At 46.6% G+C, this 21,445-nt stretch carries 20 protein-coding genes and 7 tRNA genes; 19 read left to right on the top strand and 8 right to left on the bottom strand.

Features of this window, described 5'->3' with window-relative positions; all coding sequences use genetic code 11:
* Positions 1-79 precede the first annotated feature (79 nt).
* The 7 genes from GC096_RS14960 (at position 80) to GC096_RS14930 (ending at position 717) form a co-directional block, all read left to right on the top strand.
* Positions 80-155: transfer RNA gene (locus tag GC096_RS14960), tRNA-Asn, on the top strand.
* A 9-nt stretch (positions 156-164) separates the two neighbouring features.
* Positions 165-239, top strand: a tRNA-Glu gene (locus GC096_RS14955).
* A gap of 26 nt (positions 240-265) precedes the next feature.
* Positions 266-341 (top strand) — tRNA-Val (locus tag GC096_RS14950).
* Positions 342-366: 25 nt separating this feature from the next.
* Positions 367-437, top strand: a tRNA-Cys gene (locus tag GC096_RS14945).
* 10 nt (positions 438-447) lie between these two features.
* Positions 448-533: transfer RNA gene (locus GC096_RS14940), tRNA-Leu, on the top strand.
* Between the two features lie 16 nt (positions 534-549).
* Positions 550-626, top strand: a tRNA-Arg gene (locus GC096_RS14935).
* 20 nt (positions 627-646) lie between these two features.
* A tRNA-Gly gene (locus GC096_RS14930) sits at positions 647-717 on the top strand.
* A 246-nt stretch (positions 718-963) separates the two neighbouring features.
* On the opposite strand, the gene GC096_RS14925 is transcribed toward GC096_RS14930, so the two are convergent.
* Genes GC096_RS14925 through GC096_RS14910 form a run of 4 tightly spaced genes read right to left on the bottom strand, consistent with a single transcriptional unit; the run spans position 964 to position 6,112 of the window.
* Positions 964-1,986 (bottom strand): ABC transporter substrate-binding protein, encoded by a 1,023-nt coding sequence (locus GC096_RS14925; protein WP_171631270.1) that lies wholly within the window; start codon positions 1,984-1,986, stop codon positions 964-966.
* A 42-nt stretch (positions 1,987-2,028) separates the two neighbouring features.
* Positions 2,029-3,192: an amidohydrolase family protein gene (locus tag GC096_RS14920; protein WP_171631269.1), complete on the bottom strand. Its 1,164-nt coding sequence runs from the start codon at positions 3,190-3,192 to the stop codon at positions 2,029-2,031.
* A gap of 59 nt (positions 3,193-3,251) precedes the next feature.
* Positions 3,252-4,832: a PucR family transcriptional regulator gene (locus GC096_RS14915; protein WP_171631267.1), complete on the bottom strand. Its 1,581-nt coding sequence runs from the start codon at positions 4,830-4,832 to the stop codon at positions 3,252-3,254.
* Positions 4,833-4,852: 20 nt separating this feature from the next.
* Entirely contained in the window at positions 4,853-6,112 is a 1,260-nt protein-coding gene (locus tag GC096_RS14910; protein WP_171631265.1) for an amidohydrolase family protein, read from the bottom strand.
* Positions 6,113-6,451: 339 nt separating this feature from the next.
* On the opposite strand from GC096_RS14910, the gene GC096_RS14905 reads away from it, so the two are divergent.
* The 9 genes from GC096_RS14905 (at position 6,452) to GC096_RS14865 (ending at position 14,359) form a co-directional block, all read left to right on the top strand.
* Positions 6,452-7,414, top strand: a complete 963-nt coding sequence (locus tag GC096_RS14905) for an MBL fold metallo-hydrolase (RefSeq protein WP_171631263.1) — start codon at positions 6,452-6,454, stop codon at positions 7,412-7,414.
* A 253-nt stretch (positions 7,415-7,667) separates the two neighbouring features.
* The gene (locus GC096_RS14900; RefSeq protein WP_171631262.1) at positions 7,668-8,411 is read left to right on the top strand and encodes an SDR family oxidoreductase; all 744 of its coding nucleotides are present in this window, start codon (positions 7,668-7,670) and stop codon (positions 8,409-8,411) included.
* Position 8,412: 1 nt separating this feature from the next.
* Positions 8,413-9,003 (top strand): TetR/AcrR family transcriptional regulator, encoded by a 591-nt coding sequence (locus GC096_RS14895; protein WP_171631260.1) that lies wholly within the window; start codon positions 8,413-8,415, stop codon positions 9,001-9,003.
* Positions 9,000-10,037 (top strand): S66 peptidase family protein, encoded by a 1,038-nt coding sequence (locus tag GC096_RS14890; RefSeq protein WP_171631258.1) that lies wholly within the window; start codon positions 9,000-9,002, stop codon positions 10,035-10,037. The genes GC096_RS14895 and GC096_RS14890 overlap by 4 nt, the downstream gene beginning before the upstream one ends.
* A gap of 55 nt (positions 10,038-10,092) precedes the next feature.
* Positions 10,093-10,545, top strand: coding sequence for an NUDIX domain-containing protein (locus GC096_RS14885; RefSeq protein WP_171631274.1), 453 nt, complete (start codon positions 10,093-10,095; stop codon positions 10,543-10,545).
* Positions 10,546-10,587: 42 nt separating this feature from the next.
* Entirely contained in the window at positions 10,588-10,791 is a 204-nt protein-coding gene (locus tag GC096_RS14880) for a hypothetical protein (protein WP_157256981.1), read from the top strand.
* 65 nt (positions 10,792-10,856) lie between these two features.
* Positions 10,857-12,656, top strand: a complete 1,800-nt coding sequence (locus GC096_RS14875) for a hypothetical protein (protein ID WP_171631256.1) — start codon at positions 10,857-10,859, stop codon at positions 12,654-12,656.
* 332 nt (positions 12,657-12,988) lie between these two features.
* Positions 12,989-13,810 (top strand): squalene/phytoene synthase family protein, encoded by an 822-nt coding sequence (locus GC096_RS14870; RefSeq protein WP_376769502.1) that lies wholly within the window; start codon positions 12,989-12,991, stop codon positions 13,808-13,810.
* A 198-nt stretch (positions 13,811-14,008) separates the two neighbouring features.
* Complete coding sequence (locus GC096_RS14865) at positions 14,009-14,359, top strand: hypothetical protein (protein ID WP_171631254.1); 351 nt, start codon at positions 14,009-14,011, stop codon at positions 14,357-14,359.
* A 363-nt stretch (positions 14,360-14,722) separates the two neighbouring features.
* On the opposite strand, the gene GC096_RS14860 is transcribed toward GC096_RS14865, so the two are convergent.
* From GC096_RS14860 to GC096_RS14845, 4 genes are all read right to left on the bottom strand, one after another.
* Positions 14,723-16,666 (bottom strand): FtsX-like permease family protein, encoded by a 1,944-nt coding sequence (locus tag GC096_RS14860; protein WP_171631252.1) that lies wholly within the window; start codon positions 16,664-16,666, stop codon positions 14,723-14,725.
* Positions 16,656-17,417, bottom strand: a complete 762-nt coding sequence (locus GC096_RS14855) for an ABC transporter ATP-binding protein (RefSeq protein WP_171631250.1) — start codon at positions 17,415-17,417, stop codon at positions 16,656-16,658. Before GC096_RS14855 ends, GC096_RS14860 begins: the two co-directional genes overlap by 11 nt.
* Before the next feature lie 101 nt (positions 17,418-17,518).
* On the bottom strand, positions 17,519-18,529 hold the full coding sequence (locus GC096_RS14850) for a sensor histidine kinase (RefSeq protein ID WP_171631248.1): 1,011 nt from the start codon (positions 18,527-18,529) through the stop codon (positions 17,519-17,521).
* A complete protein-coding gene (locus GC096_RS14845) occupies positions 18,522-19,217 on the bottom strand; it encodes a response regulator transcription factor (RefSeq protein WP_171631247.1) in 696 nt (231 codons plus the stop codon). The genes GC096_RS14850 and GC096_RS14845 overlap by 8 nt, the downstream gene beginning before the upstream one ends.
* A gap of 127 nt (positions 19,218-19,344) precedes the next feature.
* Here GC096_RS14845 and GC096_RS14840 point away from each other — a divergent pair, with 127 nt between their 5' ends.
* The 3 genes from GC096_RS14840 to rpmF all read left to right on the top strand — a co-directional run bounded on the left by GC096_RS14840 (position 19,345) and on the right by rpmF (position 21,113).
* Positions 19,345-20,079 carry a class I SAM-dependent methyltransferase gene (locus GC096_RS14840; RefSeq protein ID WP_171631245.1) on the top strand — a complete coding sequence of 245 codons (735 nt, stop codon included), beginning with the start codon at positions 19,345-19,347 and terminating at the stop codon, positions 20,077-20,079.
* 122 nt (positions 20,080-20,201) lie between these two features.
* Positions 20,202-20,828, top strand: coding sequence for a hypothetical protein (locus GC096_RS14835; protein ID WP_171631243.1), 627 nt, complete (start codon positions 20,202-20,204; stop codon positions 20,826-20,828).
* Positions 20,829-20,936: 108 nt separating this feature from the next.
* Positions 20,937-21,113 (top strand): 50S ribosomal protein L32, encoded by a 177-nt coding sequence (gene rpmF / locus GC096_RS14830; RefSeq protein ID WP_047680282.1) that lies wholly within the window; start codon positions 20,937-20,939, stop codon positions 21,111-21,113.
* Positions 21,114-21,445 lie beyond the last annotated feature (332 nt).

Raw genomic sequence — 21,445 nt, 5'->3', positions numbered from 1 at the left:
GGGCCATAGCTCAGCTGGGAGAGCGCCTGCCTTGCAAGCAGGAGGTCAGCGGTTCGATCCCGCTTGGCTCCACCATTATTCCCTGATAGCTCAGTTGGTAGAGCACTCGACTGTTAATCGAGTTGTCACAGGTTCGAGTCCTGTTCGGGGAGCCATTCTTTCTAGGCCCGTTGGTCAAGTGGTTAAGACACCTCCCTTTCACGGAGGTAACAGGGGTTCGAGTCCCCTACGGGTCACCATCAATTCTCACAAAGATTTATCACATGGAGGCTTAGCTCAGCTGGGAGAGCATCTGCCTTACAAGCAGAGGGTCGGCGGTTCGATCCCGTCAGCCTCCACCATTTAGTTGGTTGAGAAAAAGATTTCGGCGCTATAGCCAAGTGGTAAGGCAGAGCTCTGCAAAAGCTTTACCCCCAGTTCGAATCTGGGTAGCGCCTTTATATATAAGCCGGAGTGGCGGAATCGGCAGACGCACAGGACTTAAAATCCTGCGGTAGGTGACTACCGTACCAGTTCAAGTCTGGTCTTCGGCATTTTAACAACTTAGATGCGCCCTTAGCTCAGCTGGATAGAGTATTTGACTACGAATCAAAAGGTCGGGAGTTCGAATCTCTCAGGGCGCGCCATCTTTGCTTAAACAAACTACGCGGGCGTAGTTTAATGGTAGAACTTCAGCCTTCCAAGCTGATCGCGCGGGTTCGATTCCCGCCGCCCGCTTACAAAGAAAAGGCCACCTTCGGGTGGTCTTTTTCATTACACAGGCAGGGAAGAGAGCCCGCAGAGGTTCGACCGTCCGTGAACACTTCATTGAATAGGCTTAGTAGGACGAGCGTCCAAATATACCACTAGTTGCTTCCGTAGGAAGCTTAAATCCGAATTTGGAGTATTCCCGCCGCCCGCTTACATGAAAAGGACCACCTTCGGGTGGTCTTTTTCATTACATAGGCAGGTGCTGCGTGATTGTTACTTCACCGGCAAAAACTCATTCGTATACAAATCCTTCACCGGAATATCCTCTTTGATCATGCCAGCTTCTTTCATTTGGCTAACGAGCGTTTTCCAGCGTTCGTCGGACATGTAACCGACACCGTGGGCTTTGGCATCGCCGCCGAAGATGAAGTCTTTGGCAACGGCTTGCGCATCCTTCAGGTGATCGACGTCATAGTCTTTGTTAACGCCGTTAAGGGCACTATTGACTTCGTCGCCGTGCGCGTAGTAGTAGTCCCAGCCCTCGCTGGTGGCTTTGATATAGCGCTTAATCAAGTCGGGATTTTTCTTGATGAAGTCATCTGTGGCAATAACGACGTTGCCGTAAGGGTTGTAGCCAAGGTCTGCGTTCAGGAACCAGTCGACGTTGACGCCTTGTTTTTTCAGAACGTAGGGCTCGTTGGTCGCAAAGCCTTGGGTGATGGAATCTTTATCTGCGGAAAAGCCTGCTAGGGAGCCCGTATAGTTCTGGATTTGTACTTTGTCGAGCTTGTATTTGTAGCTGATGTACTGCCAGAAAGGAAAGCCGACAGCGGTATACACTTTGCGTCCGTTGAGGTCTTCGATTTTCTTGATGCCAGAGTCTTTATGGAAGATCAGGTTTTGAGGATTCGTTTGCAGATTGGCATAGATAACTTTGACGGGAATCCCTTCCTTACGTGCAAGGATAACTTCATCGGCATTGGCCATCGCGAATTGCACTTTGCCGCCAGCAACAAGTTGAACGTTGGAAACTTGTGGTCCACCCTGTTGAAGCGTAATGTCGATGCCAGCTTTCTCATAGATCTTCGCCAGCTGCGCAGCGTAGTGTCCACCCATTTCTGGTTGGGCAAACCAGCTCATGGCTTGAGTTACTTTGTCTGGCGCTTTCGAGCTTGACACAGCTGTTGATGCTGCAGGTGTTCCTGACGTTGTTGATGTACTCGTTCCACAAGCAGAGAGCAGAAGGACTGTTGCAATTGCGGTTGTAGCTACCTTTGTTTTCCCCAGTAATGTCATTCGAAATCTCCCCATTCCCTTTAAATGTGTATGTCATGTTATCTATATCTTCCAAGCGTTCTGCAACTGTCTGCCAGCAACAGGAACGCCACGAACACTAACGACCTCGCGCGGAGGGGCTGCGGCGGCAGCATGCTCAGCATTTACCGCAGCTAGGAGGATGAAATCGGCAGGGTTGCCGATTTGGAAAGTCCCAGCGGTAGAGCCAAGATGCGGATAGACGGAACGTAGGCGTTCATCGTCATTCCAACGATACATATCCGCCATTCTTCGGGCACGCATGAGCTGATCGGTGAAACCGAAGGGTGTCCATGCATCCAGCCCGGTATGATCGGAGCCGAGGTACACTCGCACGCCTTCAGCTCTTAATTGCGCGACGCGAGGCATAGCGGAATCGATCGGCACGCTAGTGATGATGGCGATATCCAATACGGCTAACTGCTTCGCTATCGCAAGGGATTCGCTTTCGGATACCTCGCCTAAGCAGTAAGCGTGGCTGACGGCGACTTTCCCCATTTTACCCGTCCGCTGGGTGTAGTCCATGATGCGCTCCAAGGTGAAGAGTCCTAGGTGCCCAGGGTCGTGCAAATGAATATCAACCTCGGCGTCATGAGCCACGCTCATTTCGAAGATGGCACGTAAGCAAGCCTCGATATCGCGGTCTACGCCAGCAGGATCCACGCCGCCGACAATTGTGGCGCCCTCTTGAAGGGCTTGATTAATGAGGTTAATGGATTGTGAACGAATCAGCCCTTGCTGCGGGAACGCGACGATCTCGATGGTTAATGCCCCTAAGAATTCCTCCTGAAGCTCCCGCACCATGGCGAGATGGGATAAACCGATCTCCGGGTCAATGTCGACATGAACGCGGAGTCGGGTCGTTCCGAAGGCCAGCATCTGCCGCAAAATGCCTCGGGCTCTATCCTTTTGCCCATTTTTGAGAGGAGCCAGGAGGTCTTTCTCCATTTGAAATTGATCGTATAAAGAAGCGACTCTGTTTCGTGAAATCCACTCATCATAAGGGAATGCCTTATCCAAATGCACGTGATAGTCTTTGAATGTAGGCACCATAAGCATGCCTTGTGCGTCCCAAGAGGGAGTTTCTTCGCTATTCGCAGCAGGTACGATCTCGGCGATAACGCCTTGTTTCAATAGCAGATTATGTAGGGCGCCGTTTACAAGAACGTTACTTAGCCATTGTTCCATCGTGATAACTCCTTTCGCAGCGGGAAAGCGTGGTGTCTATTTTACTTATCTGGCTACTTTTATTTCAGATAATTTCGGAAAAGGAAGGCTAGCTTCAAGCGCAGGAGATCACTCATCTTTTTAAAATCCATCTGCAATAAATCTGCGATTTTCTCCAGTCGGTACGAAACCGTATTGCGATGGACAAAGAGATAGCGGCTTGTTTCATTAATCGATCCGTCATACTCAAAATATACTTCCAAGGTTAACGCCAGCTCGGGATCGACCTGCTTGTTCTTACCGTAAATGGGCTCCAATACATAGTTGTAATACCCTCGCATGGCTTCCTCGGACAGATGCTGGAACAGGGAGAATAGCTCGATGGAATCATGATGCAGGACAGTTTGACTCATACGCAGTCGCTCAGCGGCGTGGTGCGTTTCCAAACATTCGTTGAATGCATTGTAGATGAATTCAGGTTGAGCTTTCACACGACTGACCCAGCAGTGCAGACCAGCGGCAGAGGTTTTGGAAGTTAGCTGCGATAAGCAGGAATTTAGTGAAGATAGGAAATCTTTCTTATGAAAAGTTTGTTCCTCCGGAAGAGCGAAGATTGAGAACAATCCTTCAGCTAAGTAGAAATGCTCCGATTCATATTGCTGCAACTGCGGATGATAGATCAACAACTGGCGAACCTCATTAAGGAGCCTAGTTGCACCAAGTTGTTCCGACGGGATCGTCGTAAGCACACATTGGTAGGTGGTGGATATGACGGTGAGATGGTAGCTTTTGCAGCTTTTCATGAAATCGTGAAAGGACAGCTCTCGCTGGAAAAAATCCGTAAACACTTGACTAAGCGCGTGCTGTCGTGAGGGGTCTTTGGCTTTTTGAATATCGAGTCCAAGATGATAGGTTAAGATTTCGGCGGCTTGATGGAACAAAGCTTCCTCTTCCTTTAACATCAACGGAGAATTCACATACACCTTGAAAAAGCCCGTGCAGCCTAGTGAATCGATCAGTGGGATGCGGAAGCATCGGGTGTCTCCGAAGCCTTCCCATTGCGGAGATTTCGTCCATGGCCATTGGTGAAGGATGATCTCCTCCGACCAAGAAGTGTTATGAAAAAGCACATTGCCGCCTTGACCGAATACGGCGATGGGTTGCCCCAAGATGCCTGAGATCATATGAAAAATATCCGAGGATTCCTTATTGCGCAGGGCGAATTGCATGAGTTGCTTTTGTTTTTCTAGGACAGTCTGCAGTTTCTTGGTTGTCTTCGTGTGCTCCGCGTTGAATAAAGCGTCCATCTGATCGGAAAAAGTGAATTCGAATGGCAACTCTAGGATCGGCATTTCCAGTCGATTGGCCTCGTCGTATAGCTCTTGTGGAATTTGATCCCAATATCGGCCAACCTTGATACCTAGCCCTGCTCCGCCTCGCTCATCCAACATCCGTAAGGTGGATAGGGCCATATCCAAGTGATCTTTCATGACAAAAGCGGTCGTAAACAGCATCTCGCCGGATTTGATCCAATCGCCCGCATCAGGGGCGTCCATGACATTGACGGATCGCAGAATACGTGACAGACCTTTCTCTCCAGCAACTAATTTGGCACGTGACAAAGGGTAAATGGTTAACGCTTCTTCAACGGTCAGGTGCATCTAATCCCCGCCTTTCCTCATTAGGAGCTCACTTGTTCATTATAAAAGGTCGTCTGCTTCACAGTTGAGGCAACCAGTTGTCCTCGCTTCCAGACGTAGCGTCTAGGTACTCTTTCGTAGAAGGCACTGCGTAGATTCGTTGACTCGAATAGCACGAGATCAGCATCCGCTCCGACGTGCAGACCATAATTCTCAAGTTCTAATGCTTTTGCCGCACGGGTTGTTGCCATCTCGATAAGTGTGACAACGTCTTGCTTGGAGCCCATATACGTGGTATGTGCGAGCAACATGCCTGTGTCCAGTGGATCTGCTGTGCCGAAAGGTGTAAAAGGATTCTGAATGTTATTGCTTCCATAGATCACATTAGCTCCTTGCTCCAAAAGGAGAGGCACAGGGGTTAGTCCTCGTCTGTGACGGTGATCGTCTCCGCGTCCGTTCAAATACAGGTCTGTTGCGGGTAATGACATGACATGGATGCCTGCCTCCGCAATAGCTGTACAGATGACTTGGGCCTCTTCATAAGGGAGTGAACCAAGTGAAGTCAGATGGCCCACGCTTACGCGCCCTTGCATCTCATACGCATGCGTCATGCGGATGATGCTGAGAATGGCTAACATGGATGGATCGTCAGAGAAATCTACGTGTAAGTCGATAGATTTGTTGAAAGCTTTGGCTAAGTTAAAAACAGTGCTGAGATGCGCTTGTAAATCTGCATCCTGATACGTGATTCCACCGACGACATCGGCGCCAAGTTGTAGGGCTTGCGTGAGCAGTTCTTCGGTTCCAGGCTGCTTGGCGATGCCTTCTTGGGGGAAGGCGACGATTTGCAGGGTGATCTGATTGGCGTAGCGTTCTTTCAGCGCTAACATCACTTCGAAACCGATTAGGCCAACGATAGGATCAATCTCAACATGACAACGCATGTGAGTCACACCATTGGCAATGGCTTGTTGGATGACTTGGATCGAACGCGCCTCGATATCTGTTGAGGTGAAGGCGTGTTTAAGCTCCAAGGTAGAGGCGATCGCTTGCTGGATCGAGTTGGCGTCTTTCGTCATGAGATTCAGTAAAAAGGCTTTATCCAGATGAATATGTGGTTCTATTAAACCGGGGAGTAGAACTCGCCCGTTGGCTTCAATTAGCTGTCCAGCGCTGAGAGCGTTTGGGTTGCCAGGGAGATGCTCCTGAAGGTAAATAATTTTCCCATCCCGAATGCCGACATCCATCAAGGTGCCGAACTGGGGGTTGGAGAAGCATCGGATGATCAAATCAGGTTCCATACCTTTGCACCTCATTTATGTCAGATAATATGACGTTAGTTCAATTTGTTAACTGAATTATAGGTCTGTTCGCTCGAAACAGTCAATGATCTGGTAGGTGGATTGTGTTTTTCATTAAAATAGGCAAGTGAATTGTGATTATATAAATACATATGTTAGTAAACATGACACAATTGATTCGGAGATGTGGATTTCAATGTCTTGCTCTCTTTTGATATACTAAAAGATAAGATTTTACGCGTGTAACGGAGGATTCCTAGGGATCTAAAGGGAGTTTGCATCCGCTGGAGCTGGGTTAGAACGGATATAGATTGTAAGAAGATGAATGGGGATGAACGTATGGCGCGGCAGCGATATAGCAACTTAGATCCAAATGCGAAGACGAAAACATGGAAAGAAGTACGTCGCTGGCAGAAAGAGCGGAAGGGTAAAGTGAAGGATCTGAGCTTCCGGATCGGCCAATCCGAACATAAGCAGCTGGATCTGCTGAAGAATAATCAGGGTGAAGTCACGATCACATGGATCGGGCATGCAACCTTTTTGCTGCAAGTGGGTGGAATGACGATTGTAACCGACCCCGTATGGGCCACACGAATGGGCTTTAGTCCAAGGCTCGAGGAGCCAGGTCTATCAATAGAAGAGATCCCGCCTGTTGATGTTATATTGCTGTCTCACGCGCATTACGATCACTTGCATGTGGGTTCGTTGAAAAAGCTGCGCGGCACGCCATACGTACTTGTGCCCGAGGGGCTTGGCTCTAAGGTGCGGAAGCTGGGGTTCCGCACGGTCTATGAATTGCCATGGTGGGGAAGTCAGACCGTTGGCCAGCTGGAGTTTCATTTCGTTCCTGCGCAGCACTGGACAAGACGTACGTTAACCGATACGAATACCTCGCTATGGGGCGGATGGATCGTGAAGCGGAGTACGGCGTGGGAAGGAGAGCAGGATCCTCCTGCGATTTACTTCGCTGGCGATAGTGGTTACTTCGCCGGGTTTCGGGAAATCGGAGCGAGGTTTCCGGACATTCGCTACGCGTTGATGCCGATCGGCGCTTACGAGCCGGAGTGGTTCATGGGGATGCAGCACGTTTCCCCGGAGGAAGCGGTGCAGGCGTTTCTTGATGTCGGGGCAAAGGAGTTTATCCCGATGCATTATGGGGCATTTCGTCTTGCAGATGATACGCCCAAAGAGGCATTGGATCGGTTGCTGGCGGATTGGCAGCGGAGAGGTCTCGACCCAAGCTTGCTGCGCTTGTTAAAGCATGGAGAAACATTGTTAGCTAGCAGAGTGACCGAGGAGTAGGATGTGAAACAGAGGTGCTTGATGTAGGGATGGGAGTCCTGGCATCAAGCGCCTCTATGCGTTTCGCTGCGTTTTAATGTTGCTGTCACCCTTGCCGGGGGATAGCTCTTATTGGTTTACAAAAATCACGAATGACAAAAATCAAATGACAATATTTGATTTTTGTCATTCGTGATTTTATAATAAAGGTAATAAGGTTCGGGGAAGGAAGGCGACTCTACCTTCTCATTACATCGAAAAGGCGGGATAGTACATGAAGCGGAAATTAACAGGTAAAGTAGCTTTGGTTACGGGTGCATCGAGAGGGATCGGTCAGAAGATTGCAGAAGAGCTTGCGCTGCACGGGGCTAAGGTCGTCGTGAATTATGCGAGCAGTCCAGATAAAGCCGAAGAGGTCGTTAACGGCATTAAGCAACGAGGTGGGGAAGCGATCGCGATTGGGGCGGATATTAGCCAAGTGGCGCAAGTGGAGCTTTTGTTCCAGAAGACGCTGGAGGCGTATGGGCAGGTTGATATTTTGGTCAATAATGCGGGGATTATGATTACGAAACCGATTCTCTCCATTACCGAAGAGGATTTCGATAGGCAGTTCAATATTAATGTGAAAGGGACATTCTTTGCGATTCAGCAAGCGGCGCTGCATATGAAGGAGAATGGTCGGATTATCAATTTCTCTACGTCGGTTAATGGGCAAATGTTCCCTGGGTACAGCTCCTACGCGGGAACGAAAGGCGCTGTAGAGCAGTTCACACGTCAGTTAGCCAAAGAATTAGGACCCAAAGGCATTACGATTAATGCTGTTGCACCAGGACCGGTAAATACCGAATTGTTCACAGTAGGGAAATCAGAGGAACAAATCAAAGCCATAGCTAATATGAATTCGTTCGGCCGCTTAGGAGAAGCGGAGGATATTTCGCGAGTCGTACTGTTCCTAGCTGCTGAGGAATCGCAGTGGGTAACGGGACAAACGCTACGTGTGAATGGCGGTTTTGTGTAAGATGACGAAGAGTGAGTTGCCATTATCGAAGGATGAGATTTTGGATGCAGCGGAGCAAGTGTTGCGGCGGTATGGACCGGACAAAACGTCCGTGGTAGACATAGCCAAGGTGCTGCAAGTGAGTCATGGGACGTTGTATCGGCATTTTGAAAGCAAAGCTGCGCTAAGGGAAGCTGTGACATCACGTTGGTTGCATACGAGCATCGCAGTTCCTTTGGAAGCTATTGCGAGTGGGACTGGCGGAAGTGCCATAGAGCGGTTGCGATTGTGGTTAGACACGTTGATTCAAACCAAGCGGAGATTCGCTGCGGAAGATGCGGAAATGTTTGCGATGTATGCCAATGTTACGGTTATTGAAGTTGAAATGATTAGCACCCATATGTATCGCTTAATAAAGCAATTAGAACAGATCATTGAGCAGGGGATGGCGAGTAAAGAGTTGAAGCCAGGTGACTCGGAATCGCTTGCTAGAGCCATTTTCATAGCTACCTCACGTTTCCATCATCCATCACATGCTGGGGAATGGGGAATGGGGAGCATGGAGGAGGACTTTGAAAATGTCTGGCAGTTATTACTAGGAGGGGTAACATGATCAAACCCAAACGATTAAAGTCAGGCTCCAAAATAGCTATTATTTCTCCCTCCAATGGACTGCCTTATTTGTTCCCGGATATTTACGAGTTGGGCTTGAAGCATCTGCGGGAGGCTTATGGGCTGGAAGTTGTTGAAATGCCATCGGCAAGGATGTCACCAGAGGAATTGTATAAGAATCCGCAGCTGCGTGCTCAGGATATTAACCATTGTTTCAAAAATGAAGACATAGATGGGATCATCACTTCGATCGGCGGCTATGAGTCGGTGAGGATTCTACCCTTTTTGAATAAGGACATTATTGTGAATCATCCTAAATTCATTATGGGATTTTCGGATGCGACGACATTCTTAACGTACTTAAATAATTGGGGGATGGTAACGTTCTATGGTCCATCTGTTATGGCGGGATTAGCCCAGCTGAGAAGTCTCCCTAACACTTATACCGAGCATCTCAAAGCGATATTGTTTGAAGAGCAGTTCCCTTATTACTATGCGCCGTATCAATCATGGACGAACGGCTATAAAGACTGGAGCCAACTAGAGACGCTGGGTGAGTGTCAGCCGTTTATGGCGAACGAGAATGGGTGGACGTTTATACAGGGAGAAGCGATTGAGCAGGGGTACTTGTGGGGTGGGTGTATTGAGGTTTTAGAGTTTATGAAGTCGACGATCTATTGGCCGAAGGATGATTTCTGGCAGGATAAGATCTTATTTTTCGAAACATCAGAAGAGAAGCCATCGCCCATGCAAGTGGGCTATATGCTGAGGAATTATGGCATGCAGGGCATCTTTTCACGTATTAAAGGCGTCATATTCGGTAGGGCAAAGGATTATAGCGCAGCTGAGAATGTAGAGCTTAGAGAGATCCTCGTGAATATTATTGCAAAAGAGTTTGGAGCGGATCGTGTACCGATTGTTGTTGATTTCGACTTTGGGCATACGGATCCGAAATTGATCCTGCCTCTTGGTGGGCGAGTGGAGTTAAACCCGGGGACGAATGAGGTTATTTTGTTGGAGAGTCCTTTTGAATGATTGAAAAGTAGGAGGATTGGCATAAGTGAGTAAAGTTGAATGTGGCATCTACACAATGTGCCTAGTCCAAGATGGGAATAAGGTGCTTCTGATCAACCGTCCCGCGTCCAAAGGATTTCCCGGATATCTGGGCCCAGGTGGCAAGGTGGATTTGGTGGAGAGTTTCACGGAAGGAACCGTCCGAGAATTATGGGAAGAAACAGGACTTGTCGTGAAACCGGAAGACCTGATATACAAGGGCGTCGACGAATATCTAGTTCCCGAGAAAAACTATAGATATATGGTGTTTAATTATCTCACTCGGACATTTACCGGGGAGTTGCTAACCGATCCACCTGAAGGCGAGTTAGCCTGGGTAGATATTGACGAAGCTTTACAGATGCCGATGCAAGATTGGTTTAAGCGGAGGTTTCCTTTATTTTTTGAGTCGGGAACTTTTGAAATTTCGGTTGTGTGGGATGAGAGTAATCAATGTATAATTGAGGAAAAAGTAAGAAGATTAGGTTGATAGGATGATCCTAAAAACAACATGAGAGGGTAACAGATTACTATGAGCGAAACCGTAAGTTTGAGCCTAGGAGGCTCCTACGTTGTGGCACCAGATAACCCAAGAAAGACTAAGAATCGTGGTCGGAAATGTATGATTCTTGCCTTTGAGCTTAACGACGAGGAATTAGATATTAGAGTAATCTATCTGGATACGAGTAGAGAAGTATTGCTGAAGTTTAGTGATTTGAAGCCAATTACAGAGTAATGGGCTGTATAAAAGGGCCGTAGCTTTTCCTTTGAACGAAAGTAGACCCAAGGATTGGTGTGTGCGTGATGGTGAGATTATGTGGTTTTGGATTTCTAATATCTGTTATGGTGCTGCTGAGCGCGTGTGAAGATGTAACCCAGAGTTCTGCCGTATCCGTATCGCCACAACCAACCTCTCCGGAAGCATCGGCGATCATTTCCACTGCGCCCGTCGAGTCTGTTCAATCCTGGGTTCGGATTAAGCTTCAAAACCTTATTTTCGGTGAACAAAATAGTTCTGAGGGCAGGGTATTCCAAGAATGGAAAGCAGCGGATGTACCTCAGGAACCTTTCCAAGTTGTGTATCAGCTAGAGGATGTCAGTGTGAATGCGACTTTTGCGAACTTGAGCGAAGAGGAACGAAATCAATTAACCGATCATATTCGCGTTGATGGCAACGTGGAATGGAAAGTTGATAAGAGCGGGAATTCCACGAATCAATTAAGCATTCGATTTCATCAGGGAAGTACCCCATTTGTCCTGCGCGTAGGGGATCTCCCAGCCATGACATTCGTTCGAAAGGAACCTGTGAGTTATGCATTCAACCCAAGCGCAGGTTGCGATGTCCCGCATTTGATTGTGTGGGCTCAGGAATATGCACCTCGATTGCTGATTCCAGAAGGGGAAAGATCGGTGGAGTTAGTCTTCTCAGAAGAGATGCGCGAGGACTTACCGATGACGATGGAAGGTGTACCTGTAGCAGCCAAATGGGTAGACACTAAACATCTGTTGATCCAACTAGACAATATGAGGGCCGGAGAGAATGGAAAGAGAGAGCTGTTTCTGCGAATGGATAACTTAAGGGACCTAGGCGGCAATCGTTTGGGAGCGGGCCGCGAGAATCTCTTGGTTCAACAAGTGCCGTCAACTACGTGGCGTTACTTCCAGTCAGGCGAGACCGCTGGGGGAGGTCCAAGGGATCTATTTTACGATCAATTGATTGTATCTGACGATAGACAAACCTATGTCGGGATTGTTCGCTTAGGAGGTTCCATGGGAGATGGGGACGGAACTAGCTACGCTTTTATTTTGGAGCAAAAAGGGAAGGAACCTGTTGTCATCGAGAATGTGTTCTATTCCACGATAGAGCCAGATAACCAGCCCATCCAATGGATGGATGACAAAACCCTGATATATGCGTCCTACTATGGCGTGTATGCCTATGATATTGAGAAACGTGAGAAGCGCATGCTTCATGAGGCTGATCCAGAAGAAGCTCATAATATCAATTACGCTTCGTATGATACGACGAGAGGATTGCTTCACCTTTTAACCTATGAGAACCGACATGAAACGAGTGGATTGGAACGCCTCACTTACGCATCAGGAGATTCCATGCCCCAAAGAACACAAGATTACACAACAACTGTTGAGGTGGCCAAATACTCCGCATTGGATATGACGATTTCCCCAACGGCTGATGGAACCTACTGGACACGTATACAAGATGGTGTTCCCTACACGGATTACGAGCGTAATTCTGGGGCAAAGTTCACCGCCAAAGGGATTACTCGGCTCGTCACGAAGCAAGGCGTCTACCTGCAGCAATTTGAAAAAGGGGAATATCAATTGCAAGCCTCAGCGTGGATATTGTGGCAACCAGGCCAAGCCGCCAAGAAGATCGCTCCCTTGCCAGAGGGCAGTTTTATCTTTGCTAGCGGGGAGGACTTATTTGCTAGGCAGGTTGATTCGTATGTTATCTATGATCGTGCACGCAATAAATGGGCATCATGGCAGGCACCCAATGGGGAGAAAACTGCAGAGCCTGTTCGGGGCAAAGATGGCATGTACCGCACCACTGTGGAACGAATCGTGAAACAATGAACGAGGGGAAATCGTTATTGTTTAACCGACTGTATCGTATGCTGTTAGGTAAAAAAAAGGCTGCCAATCGGCAGCCTTTTCTCATGAAAGAAAATGATGAATTTTGAGTGAAATTATTTTATTTCTTTTCATTTTGGGCATAATATCCAGAAAAAGGGGTAATTGTTTGCTTCGTGGGAAGTGATAGGTACCTAACGAATCGTCATATTTGACACTTTTGTGTAAGAAAGCGCAGTTTACTCAACTAGTGGCGGATTGATTTGGATTAAATTTATTAAAGTATGTTATCATTAGGTATCATACACAAATGTAAGTTAAAGGCAAGTTTATACTTGGAGGTAATTACCATTAATACCGATACGCTGAATGATGCAATGACGATGTTGAAGCAAACGAGCCGAACTTTTTATATACCGATTAGCAATTTGGATTTCGGAGTAAAAGAGGCTGTCACATCTGCCTATTTATGTATGCGGGCCATCGATGAAATCGAGGATCATGAGGAACTCGCTGACCCTTTGAAAATAGAGCTTTTGTCCGGGGTATATGAAGCGTTTCAGTCCCCAGATATTATCGATTCCATTCAGAGCTTGCTGGCGCCTCATAAAGAGGATTTACCGGAAGTTTCGATGCGACTGGATGAATGGCTGATGCTCTGTCCGCCCACGGCAACACCAATCATTAAGCAGTATATTGCTAAAATGTCATTGGAAATGTCCGAATGGGTTCAAAATGGCTGGAACATTCATACGGAAGAAGATTTGGATCGCTATACGTATAGCGTCGCTGGTATGGTTGGCGAGATGCTGTCAGAGCTGTGGCTATGGCATGATGGAACGCAATCTGATCGCGATAAGGCGATTGCCTTTGGAAGAGGGCTGCAGGCGGTTAATATTCTCCGCAATAAATTGGAAGATGCGAATCGCGGCGTGAACTTCTTTCCGGATGGCTGGGGATTCAAGGAGATGCAGCAATACACGCGTCGCAATTTGAAACTGGCAGATAGCTATATTGCCGACCTGAAGCAGGGGCCAGCGTTGAAATTTTGCAAAGTCCCATTAGCACTAGCGCATGCTACGGTTAATCTACTAGCTGCTGGCGGCAACAAGTTGACGCGAGATGCGGTTTTGAAAATTGTGAGTAAAGTAACGTAAGGGTGAGATGTACATAGGGAGATTTGAGAGAAGTCTGCAGCGGATCTGTGGGCTTCTTTTACCACATAAGAATTTATAAGTTTCCGGTACTCGGAAGAACAAATTCTTATTGGCGATAAAAACTACATTTAAAACGCGGTCGCTCATCCTCGAAGGACTTCGATAGAAGTTTTTCTCATAATAGAGGGAGACATATTTGTGGGATACAATCTAAATATTACAAGAGCAAGATCTACATTTGAAGCGAAGGAAAATCCAATAACGCTAGAAGAATGGAAAGCTTATGTTGCATTAGATCCTGAATTAGATCTGCAAGAGGAAATATCACAAACACTCCCTGATGGACAGATTCTTACTATGAGGAGTATTGGGATGGCGGTTTGGATATATGATGGTCATGATGTGATGTTTCGATACTCAAATGGCTTGATTTCATTGCCATATCCGCCATACGGGGATGCGGAGGACTCTCCATATCTACCCAAAATTAAATCGATTGCCTCGAAATTAAATGCTAGACTGCTAGGCGATGAACAAGAAGAATTTTAAAAAGAAACTGTCCCAAAAGACAACACTGACGAAAGGGAACGAGGATGCGCTATTTAATGGATAAATGAATGATATGGGCATCGAAGGGGAACGACAGTACCTTATTTAGCTCAAATACGCCAAAAAACGCGAAAATAAGGCGAATAGCGTATCTACGTTCCGCTTGGAGCCAATTGCAACCGATATCGGTGAAATAGCGCATCTACGTTCCCCTTTGAAACAATGTCATGCACCATGTATTCAGATTTCGGCAGCCACAGTGGATTTAAAGCAGGTGTGCTCATCGATCATTAACGAAAAGAGAGGCTATCTCAAAAGGTCTAAATTGACCTTAGAGACAGCCTCTTTATCTTTAAACCTGCCTTACAACGCCCTCTTAATCACCTTCCGATAATGCTGCACGGACAGCACCCCGAACACAGAGTAGAGTGCCGTGTACAGCCCCATCACGATCATCATCGGTGTCCACAGCTCCGTTCCAAACAAGAACCATCCCGATTGGATGGCGAAGTAACTGTGAACCAGCCCAACAACCAAGGGAATGCCAAAATTGAATAGCTGTTTAACCTTAATGCCATTGAGTAGATCGGCTTGCGTAAAACCAAGCTTTCGTAGAATCGTATACGAGGACTTCTCGTCTTCGCTCTCATCCATTTGCTTGAAGTAAAGAATACAGCCCGACGTGATCAGGAAGGTGAGTCCTAGGAAACCGACGATGAACATGATCAAACCCATTCGGTTTTTCGCTTCACTAGCCATGTCTTGGCGAGATTCACGGGAAGCTTGCTCATCAGATTCGACTTCATGAAAAAGTTGATTAGCTTTCTCGCGTTCCTTCTCATTCACGATATCAATACCGATATATAGTGATGATTTCCCTTGAATTTTAGGGTCGAGATCTTGCTTGAGACGCTGAAAGACGGAATCATCTACGACGGCAACAGGCAGGTTGCCCATCGAGAAGCGCCTCGAAATGTAGGATTGTTCCTCGATGCCGCTATACGTTAGCGGGATGACGGTGTTCTGGGTGCTTAGTTGGACTAGACCGTTCGGTTTGAAGCGAAGAAATTTCTGCATTTCATCGTTAGCCCCGGTAAAAAAGGTTTGGTCAGCTGTCACATCGATTGATCCTGCAGCGGCATCGCTGATAACGGCCATCTGACCGGCATCTAGGCTCATATATAGTTCATTTTTCATATCTAACACTTGGCTAAGATTAGCTTTAATTTGAATAACCTCAATCGTTATCTCGCGGTGTTTAATACCGCCCGCGTCTAAGGCTTTCGTAAAGCGCTCAGCATGTTGACGTTCTGTCACGGCAAAGTGAGCAGGAAGGTTCCTTTCGGCTGTTTTTTCAACGGAATAGTACGTAATATAGCTCAAGGAGAGCAACCCAATCGCTAAGGCAGATACCGTCGTGATCACCATCAACAACAACGCATTGGATTTCATCCGGTACATGATGGAAGCGAGGGAAAGCACCTCCTGCACGTTCAAGTAGCCATTCTTTCTTTTACGGATTAGGTTCAAAATCAAGCGGACAGACCCTTTATAGAATAGATAAGTACCGATGATCACGGAGGCAAGAATGAAAAGCATGCTGCTCAATAATGCAGGTGCTGTCATAATGCTTCCGGAAAATAACTTTGAGGATACATAGTAGCCTAGTAAAACAAGACATAGCCCAATAAATCCAAGGATTGCTTCCGGTTTCGACATTTGTTTCACTTTGGCTTGAGTCGAGGTAGCGACATGGAACAACGAGAGAATCGTCTGCCTTTGAATAAACAAATAATTGACCAATAGAATTAACAAGTAAACGGCACTGAAAACAACAATGGTTTGGATAAACGCTTGAACCGAAAAGTGGAGCGTTGCGTTAGCCTTAACCCCTGTGATTTGTAATAGTACCATCAGAATGAGCTTAGACACGGAGAATCCGATAAACGTCCCAACGACAAGCGATCCGAAGTATAGGATGAAATTCTCGGTGCTTAGGATGCGGAAGATTTTCCCCTTCGTCATGCCGATGAGTTGCAGAAGACCGATTTCTTTACTGCGTCTTTTCACAAAAATATTATTCGCATATAAATTGAAGATAGCAACAATGGCGATAAGCAGGACCGAGGCAGACTTCAGCGCAGCTTCGCCTTTAATGCTCCCCTTGGTCGCATCTAAAGCAGGGTCATACTGCAACGTGACAAAAGCGAAATAGAGCGCAACGCTAAACATGAGGGCCAACACGTATAAGTAGTAATGCTTGATATTAGCCTTCAAATTTTGGAGGATGAGCTGATTAATACTCATTGTGCACACCGCCCAGGACGCCTTGGGTCTTCATAATGTCTTGAAAGAAGGCTTGTCTCGTTTCTTGCCCTTTATAAATTTGGGAGTAAATCTGCCCATCTTTAATGAAGATCACTCTGCTGCTGTAGCTGGCGGCAACGGGGTCATGTGTGACCATCACAATGCTCGCTTGGCGACTTACATTCATTTCACTGAGTTTATTAAGCAAATCGGAGGCAGATTTGGAATCGAGTGCACCCGTTGGTTCATCCGCGAAAATAATATCAGGATCGTGAATAAACGCTCTAGCAGCGGACGTTCGCTGTTTCTGCCCACCGGATATTTCGTTCGGATACTTATCCTTCAACGCATAAATGCCGAGCTCAGTCGCAAGGTCATGAAACCTGTGATTAGCTTCAACCTTGGACATCTTCGTTATCGATAAGGGAAGCAGGATATTTTCTTTCACAGTCAGGGTATCTAGCAAATTATAATCTTGAAATATAAAACCGAGATGATTCTTCCGAAACTCAGCTAATTGCTTTTCCTTCATAGTCGTCGTTTCTGCCTTATTAATCTGAATGGAACCATGACTTACTTTGTCGATGGAGGAAAGCACGTTGAGCAGAGTTGTTTTCCCAGAGCCTGAAGGGCCCATGATGCTGACGAACTCCCCTTTTTCGATCGAGATATCAAGGCCACGAAGTACCTCTTGTTTGTTATGTTTACTGCCGAAGCTTTTATGAATTTTAACGGCTTGTAAGATAGACATGAATGACACACTCCTTTATACGATTAGCTTTATTATAAAAAGCTAGGCCGCATTTATCCTTCGATTGGACGAACAAAGTAGAAAAGCATGTGACATTATTGTCACATGCCTGTTATTCGCACGAGTTCGTTGGGCTGTGGGAAAGCGAGCGTGAACGTCGTTCCAACGCCAACCTCGGAATGCACAGTGATCTGGACATGCAGCGTGTCAGCTGCTTTACGGGCTAGATATAAGCCCATGCCTGTCGCGGCGCTGTCCTGATGCCAGGTCGTGGAGGTAAAGCCCTTATCGAAGATACGGGGAAGATCCTTGGCATCAATGCCGCGTCCAAAGTCCGTTACTTCGAGGACGGTACGCTCCTGTGCGATGAAACTCCTCACGATAATATCGGGCGAGAAGCTGTCGCTATATTTCACAGCATTCGTCAAGAGCTGATGCAGGATGAAGGCGAGCCATTTGGCATCACTGAGGATTTGAGTTGCGTCCAAGAGAACGTCAAACCCTATGCCTTTTTGAATACACCAAGATTGCAGGGATTTAATCTCCGAATAAAGGAGATCTTCGATCTGTACCTTTTCAATGTAGAGATCATTGTCAATCGAGGGAAGTCGCAGCTGATGAAGCTGCTGGTCCAGAAGATGATGAATACGCAGCCATTCAAAGGTGATAGAAGCCTTCGCCCTATCATTACTCAAACGTCCAATCATCAAATGCATGGCGGTGAGAGGCGTCTTCACTTCATGGATCCAAGATAGCAGTTCGTCTTTCTCTTGTTCCAGCGCGATTTGCTGCCGCGAGGCAGTCTGATGGAGCTGCTCGGTTTGATTGACCAAGGCAGCTTCCATGATCTTCTCAAATGGACTTGCTGCATCAGCGAACCCGGATACATCAAGGCTGGTTTCCCAGTCATTTAACCGCTTAATAAAGACCGTCTCCTTGTGATAGCGAATGATCAAGAAGATGATGAACAGTATCGTGGATAAGAAAACAATATACAGAACGGATCGGAATGGAATCGAATGATCGAGATAGGCGATAAGCAGCAGGAGGATTTGACCGAAAAGGAACATTCCAAGCCAACTTATTCGCTCTCTGAGATACGTTTTAATCATAATGGGCTGTCTCTTCCGTCGCAATGTAGCCTTGCCCGACCTTTGTCTCGATAAAACGTCCTAAATCCAGCTCGTCCAGCTTCTTTCTGAGCCGATTCACATTCACCGTCAAGGTATTATCACTTACAAAACGTTGGTCATTCCATAAGCTATTGATGATATCTTCCCGGCTGACAATCGTATTTTTATGCTCGATGAGGAGCTTCAATATGTAGATTTCATTCTTCGTCAGTTCAATGGATCCGGAAGCATGACTAACGATATTTTTCTCGAAATCGATCGTAGCGCCGCACCATGTTTTGAGCTTGATTTGCTCCGTATTGTAGTTGTAGACGCGGCGGAGTATGGCATGAATTTTTGCGATCAGCACGTCGAAATGAAAGGGCTTTTGGATAAAATCGTCCGCTCCAAGCTGCATGGACATCACCATATCCGTAGGATGGTCACGTGAAGAGAGGAAGACGATCGGCAAATTGGAATGCGTCCGAATCATGCGACACCAATGAAACCCATCGAATTTCGGCAGTTGAATATCAATGATGACTAAATCCGGTTTCAAGGCAATAAAGGTCTCAAGTACTTTATTGAAATCAGCGATGCCATGCACCTCGTAGGACCACTGGGCCAAGCGCTCTTTGATCTCTGCGAACAAGGTGGCATCATCTTCGATAAGTAAGATTGTAAACAACGGAATTCACCCACTTCTGGTCATTCTTTGAGTTTTAAACTTATTGTATTGTAAACTAGTTCATAGAGCTAAATGGATTCTGACCTATAAATCATACCATAAATTCAAATAAGGAGTTCTGGATGCCATGAAACAGAATAAATACGATGAGCTTGGATTTTATGAAAAATATAGCGAGATGCCTCGTTCCGTTGGCGGTCTCAACGCAGCCGGGGAATGGCCTGTGCTTCGTACGATGCTGCCCACACTTCAAGGCAAACGTGTCTTTGACCTCGGGTGCGGTTACGGTTGGCATTGCAAGTATGCCCGTGAGCAAGGGGCTGCGTCCGTTGTTGGTGTGGACCTCTCCGAGAAAATGCTGGCTTACGCCAGCGCGAATCATAGCGATTCGGGTATCACGTATCAGCGATTGGCGATTGAAGACATCGACTTCGCGGCGGACGAGTTTGACGTTGTCATCTCTTCATTGGCTCTTCACTACGTTGAGCAATTTGATGCGGTTTGCCGTAAGGTGCAGCACTGTCTGGCCGCTGGAGGCACCTTCGTCCTCTCTGTGGAGCATCCGATCTTTACCGCACGTGCTGCGCAAGACTGGCATTACGGTCCCGGAGGCGAGCGTATGCACTGGCCTGTCGACGACTATCAGGAGGAGGGTCAGCGGGTAGCGAGGTTTCTAGATCATGATGTCGTCAAATATCATCGAACGATCGCTTCCTATATGAACGCGTTAATTGAAGCGGGATTCCTTATTATGAAGATCGCTGAGCCGCAACCAACGCAAGAAGCTTTGGAGAAGTACCCAGATATGAAAGACGAAACGCGCCGTCCCATCTTCCTATTGATTTCAGCCGTTAAAAAGTAACAGCAGTCCTGCTGCCCTTCGGGGTAGGAGGATTTTTTTCTGTTTTAGTCCTACAAGTGAAACATTATTTGGAAAATTCACGTCTGTTCGTTTAGGAGATTTCCAATGGAAGGACGAAGCTTGTGAACAGATTTGTGATGGCTCTCTCTGTTGTATTCATATTAATTTCTATGGGCCTAGTATTGCCGAGTAAAAGCTATGCTTGTAGCTGCGCGATGCAGCCAGATCCGATAAAGGCTGTGGAACAATCTAAAGCTGTGTTTTCGGGCAAAGTACTTGCTATCGAACCAAAAGTGCTAGATATCAATGGCATTCTTGATCATAAAATCGCCGTTCATTTCGCTGTAGAGAAGTCGTGGAAAGGGATGAATCAGACGCAAGCCATCGTCCTCACCAACTTAGGCGAACCTTCGTGTGGCTATACGTTTGGGTTGGGAGAAACCTATCTTGTTTTTGCCTATGACTATGATTATAAAGAGAATATGCTGCAAACAAGTTCTTGTTCCTTAACGAAGAAGCTTACCGATGCTACTTCAGAATTGAGTAAGATGGGGCAAGGCGCAGATCCGATTGAGAATGTGAGTTTAAAAGACAAGATGGATACGATGGCGTTTACGAATAAATGGGCTTTGTTCGAGGCGATTTATCATCGATTGGTTCGGTATCATCTACTAGAGTTCTTGCAAGTGGCCGTAATCTTAGTTATTGGGGCAGGTTTGCTGATGATTAGGGCAAGACGCCAATCGTAATTATTCGACAATAGACAGCTCAAAGATGGGTTCTAGCATTGACAAACGGGCTCGGGAAGGCTATGATATCTCTTGTTGTTTAGTAAAGTAACTGGAGGTGTTTTGACTATGGCAGTTCCTCAACGGAGAACGTCCAAAACACGTCGCGATAAGCGCCGTACTCACTTTAAACTGGCTGTGCCAGGAATGGTGAAGTGTGAACAATGTGCTGAACTTAAAAAAGCGCATCATGTTTGCAAAAACTGCGGTTCATATAAGGGTAGAGAGATCGTACAAGCTCAATAATCATATGAATCTTGCAATGAAAAAGACACTTCTACTAGAAGTGTCTTTTTTTTGATTTCCCTTATTTTTATGTTTAACCACACTTCACTATCTGATTTCGGCTTTCTTACCCGGCTAAATGGAAAATATACAGTTAATTCTCGCAAATTCCTCCAAATTCCACGTTTAGATGGAATATATGTAGTTAAATCATCGGATTTCATCCGTATTCTGTTGAAATCTTGAAATTACATGGATAATTTCCAGTTAAATCACGGAAACACGAAGTAGACGTGGAATTAGCTGTACAAAATACAGTTACTCTAGTGTTTGGTCCATGGCTGGCAGAGGCG

Origin of the sequence: Paenibacillus plantarum (assembly GCF_013141695.1) — a bacterium.
GTDB classification, from domain to species: domain Bacteria; phylum Bacillota; class Bacilli; order Paenibacillales; family NBRC-103111; genus Paenibacillus_E; species Paenibacillus_E plantarum.
The sequence above is the reverse complement of the archived record's forward strand: the minus strand, read 5'-3'. Positions and strand labels throughout refer to the sequence as shown.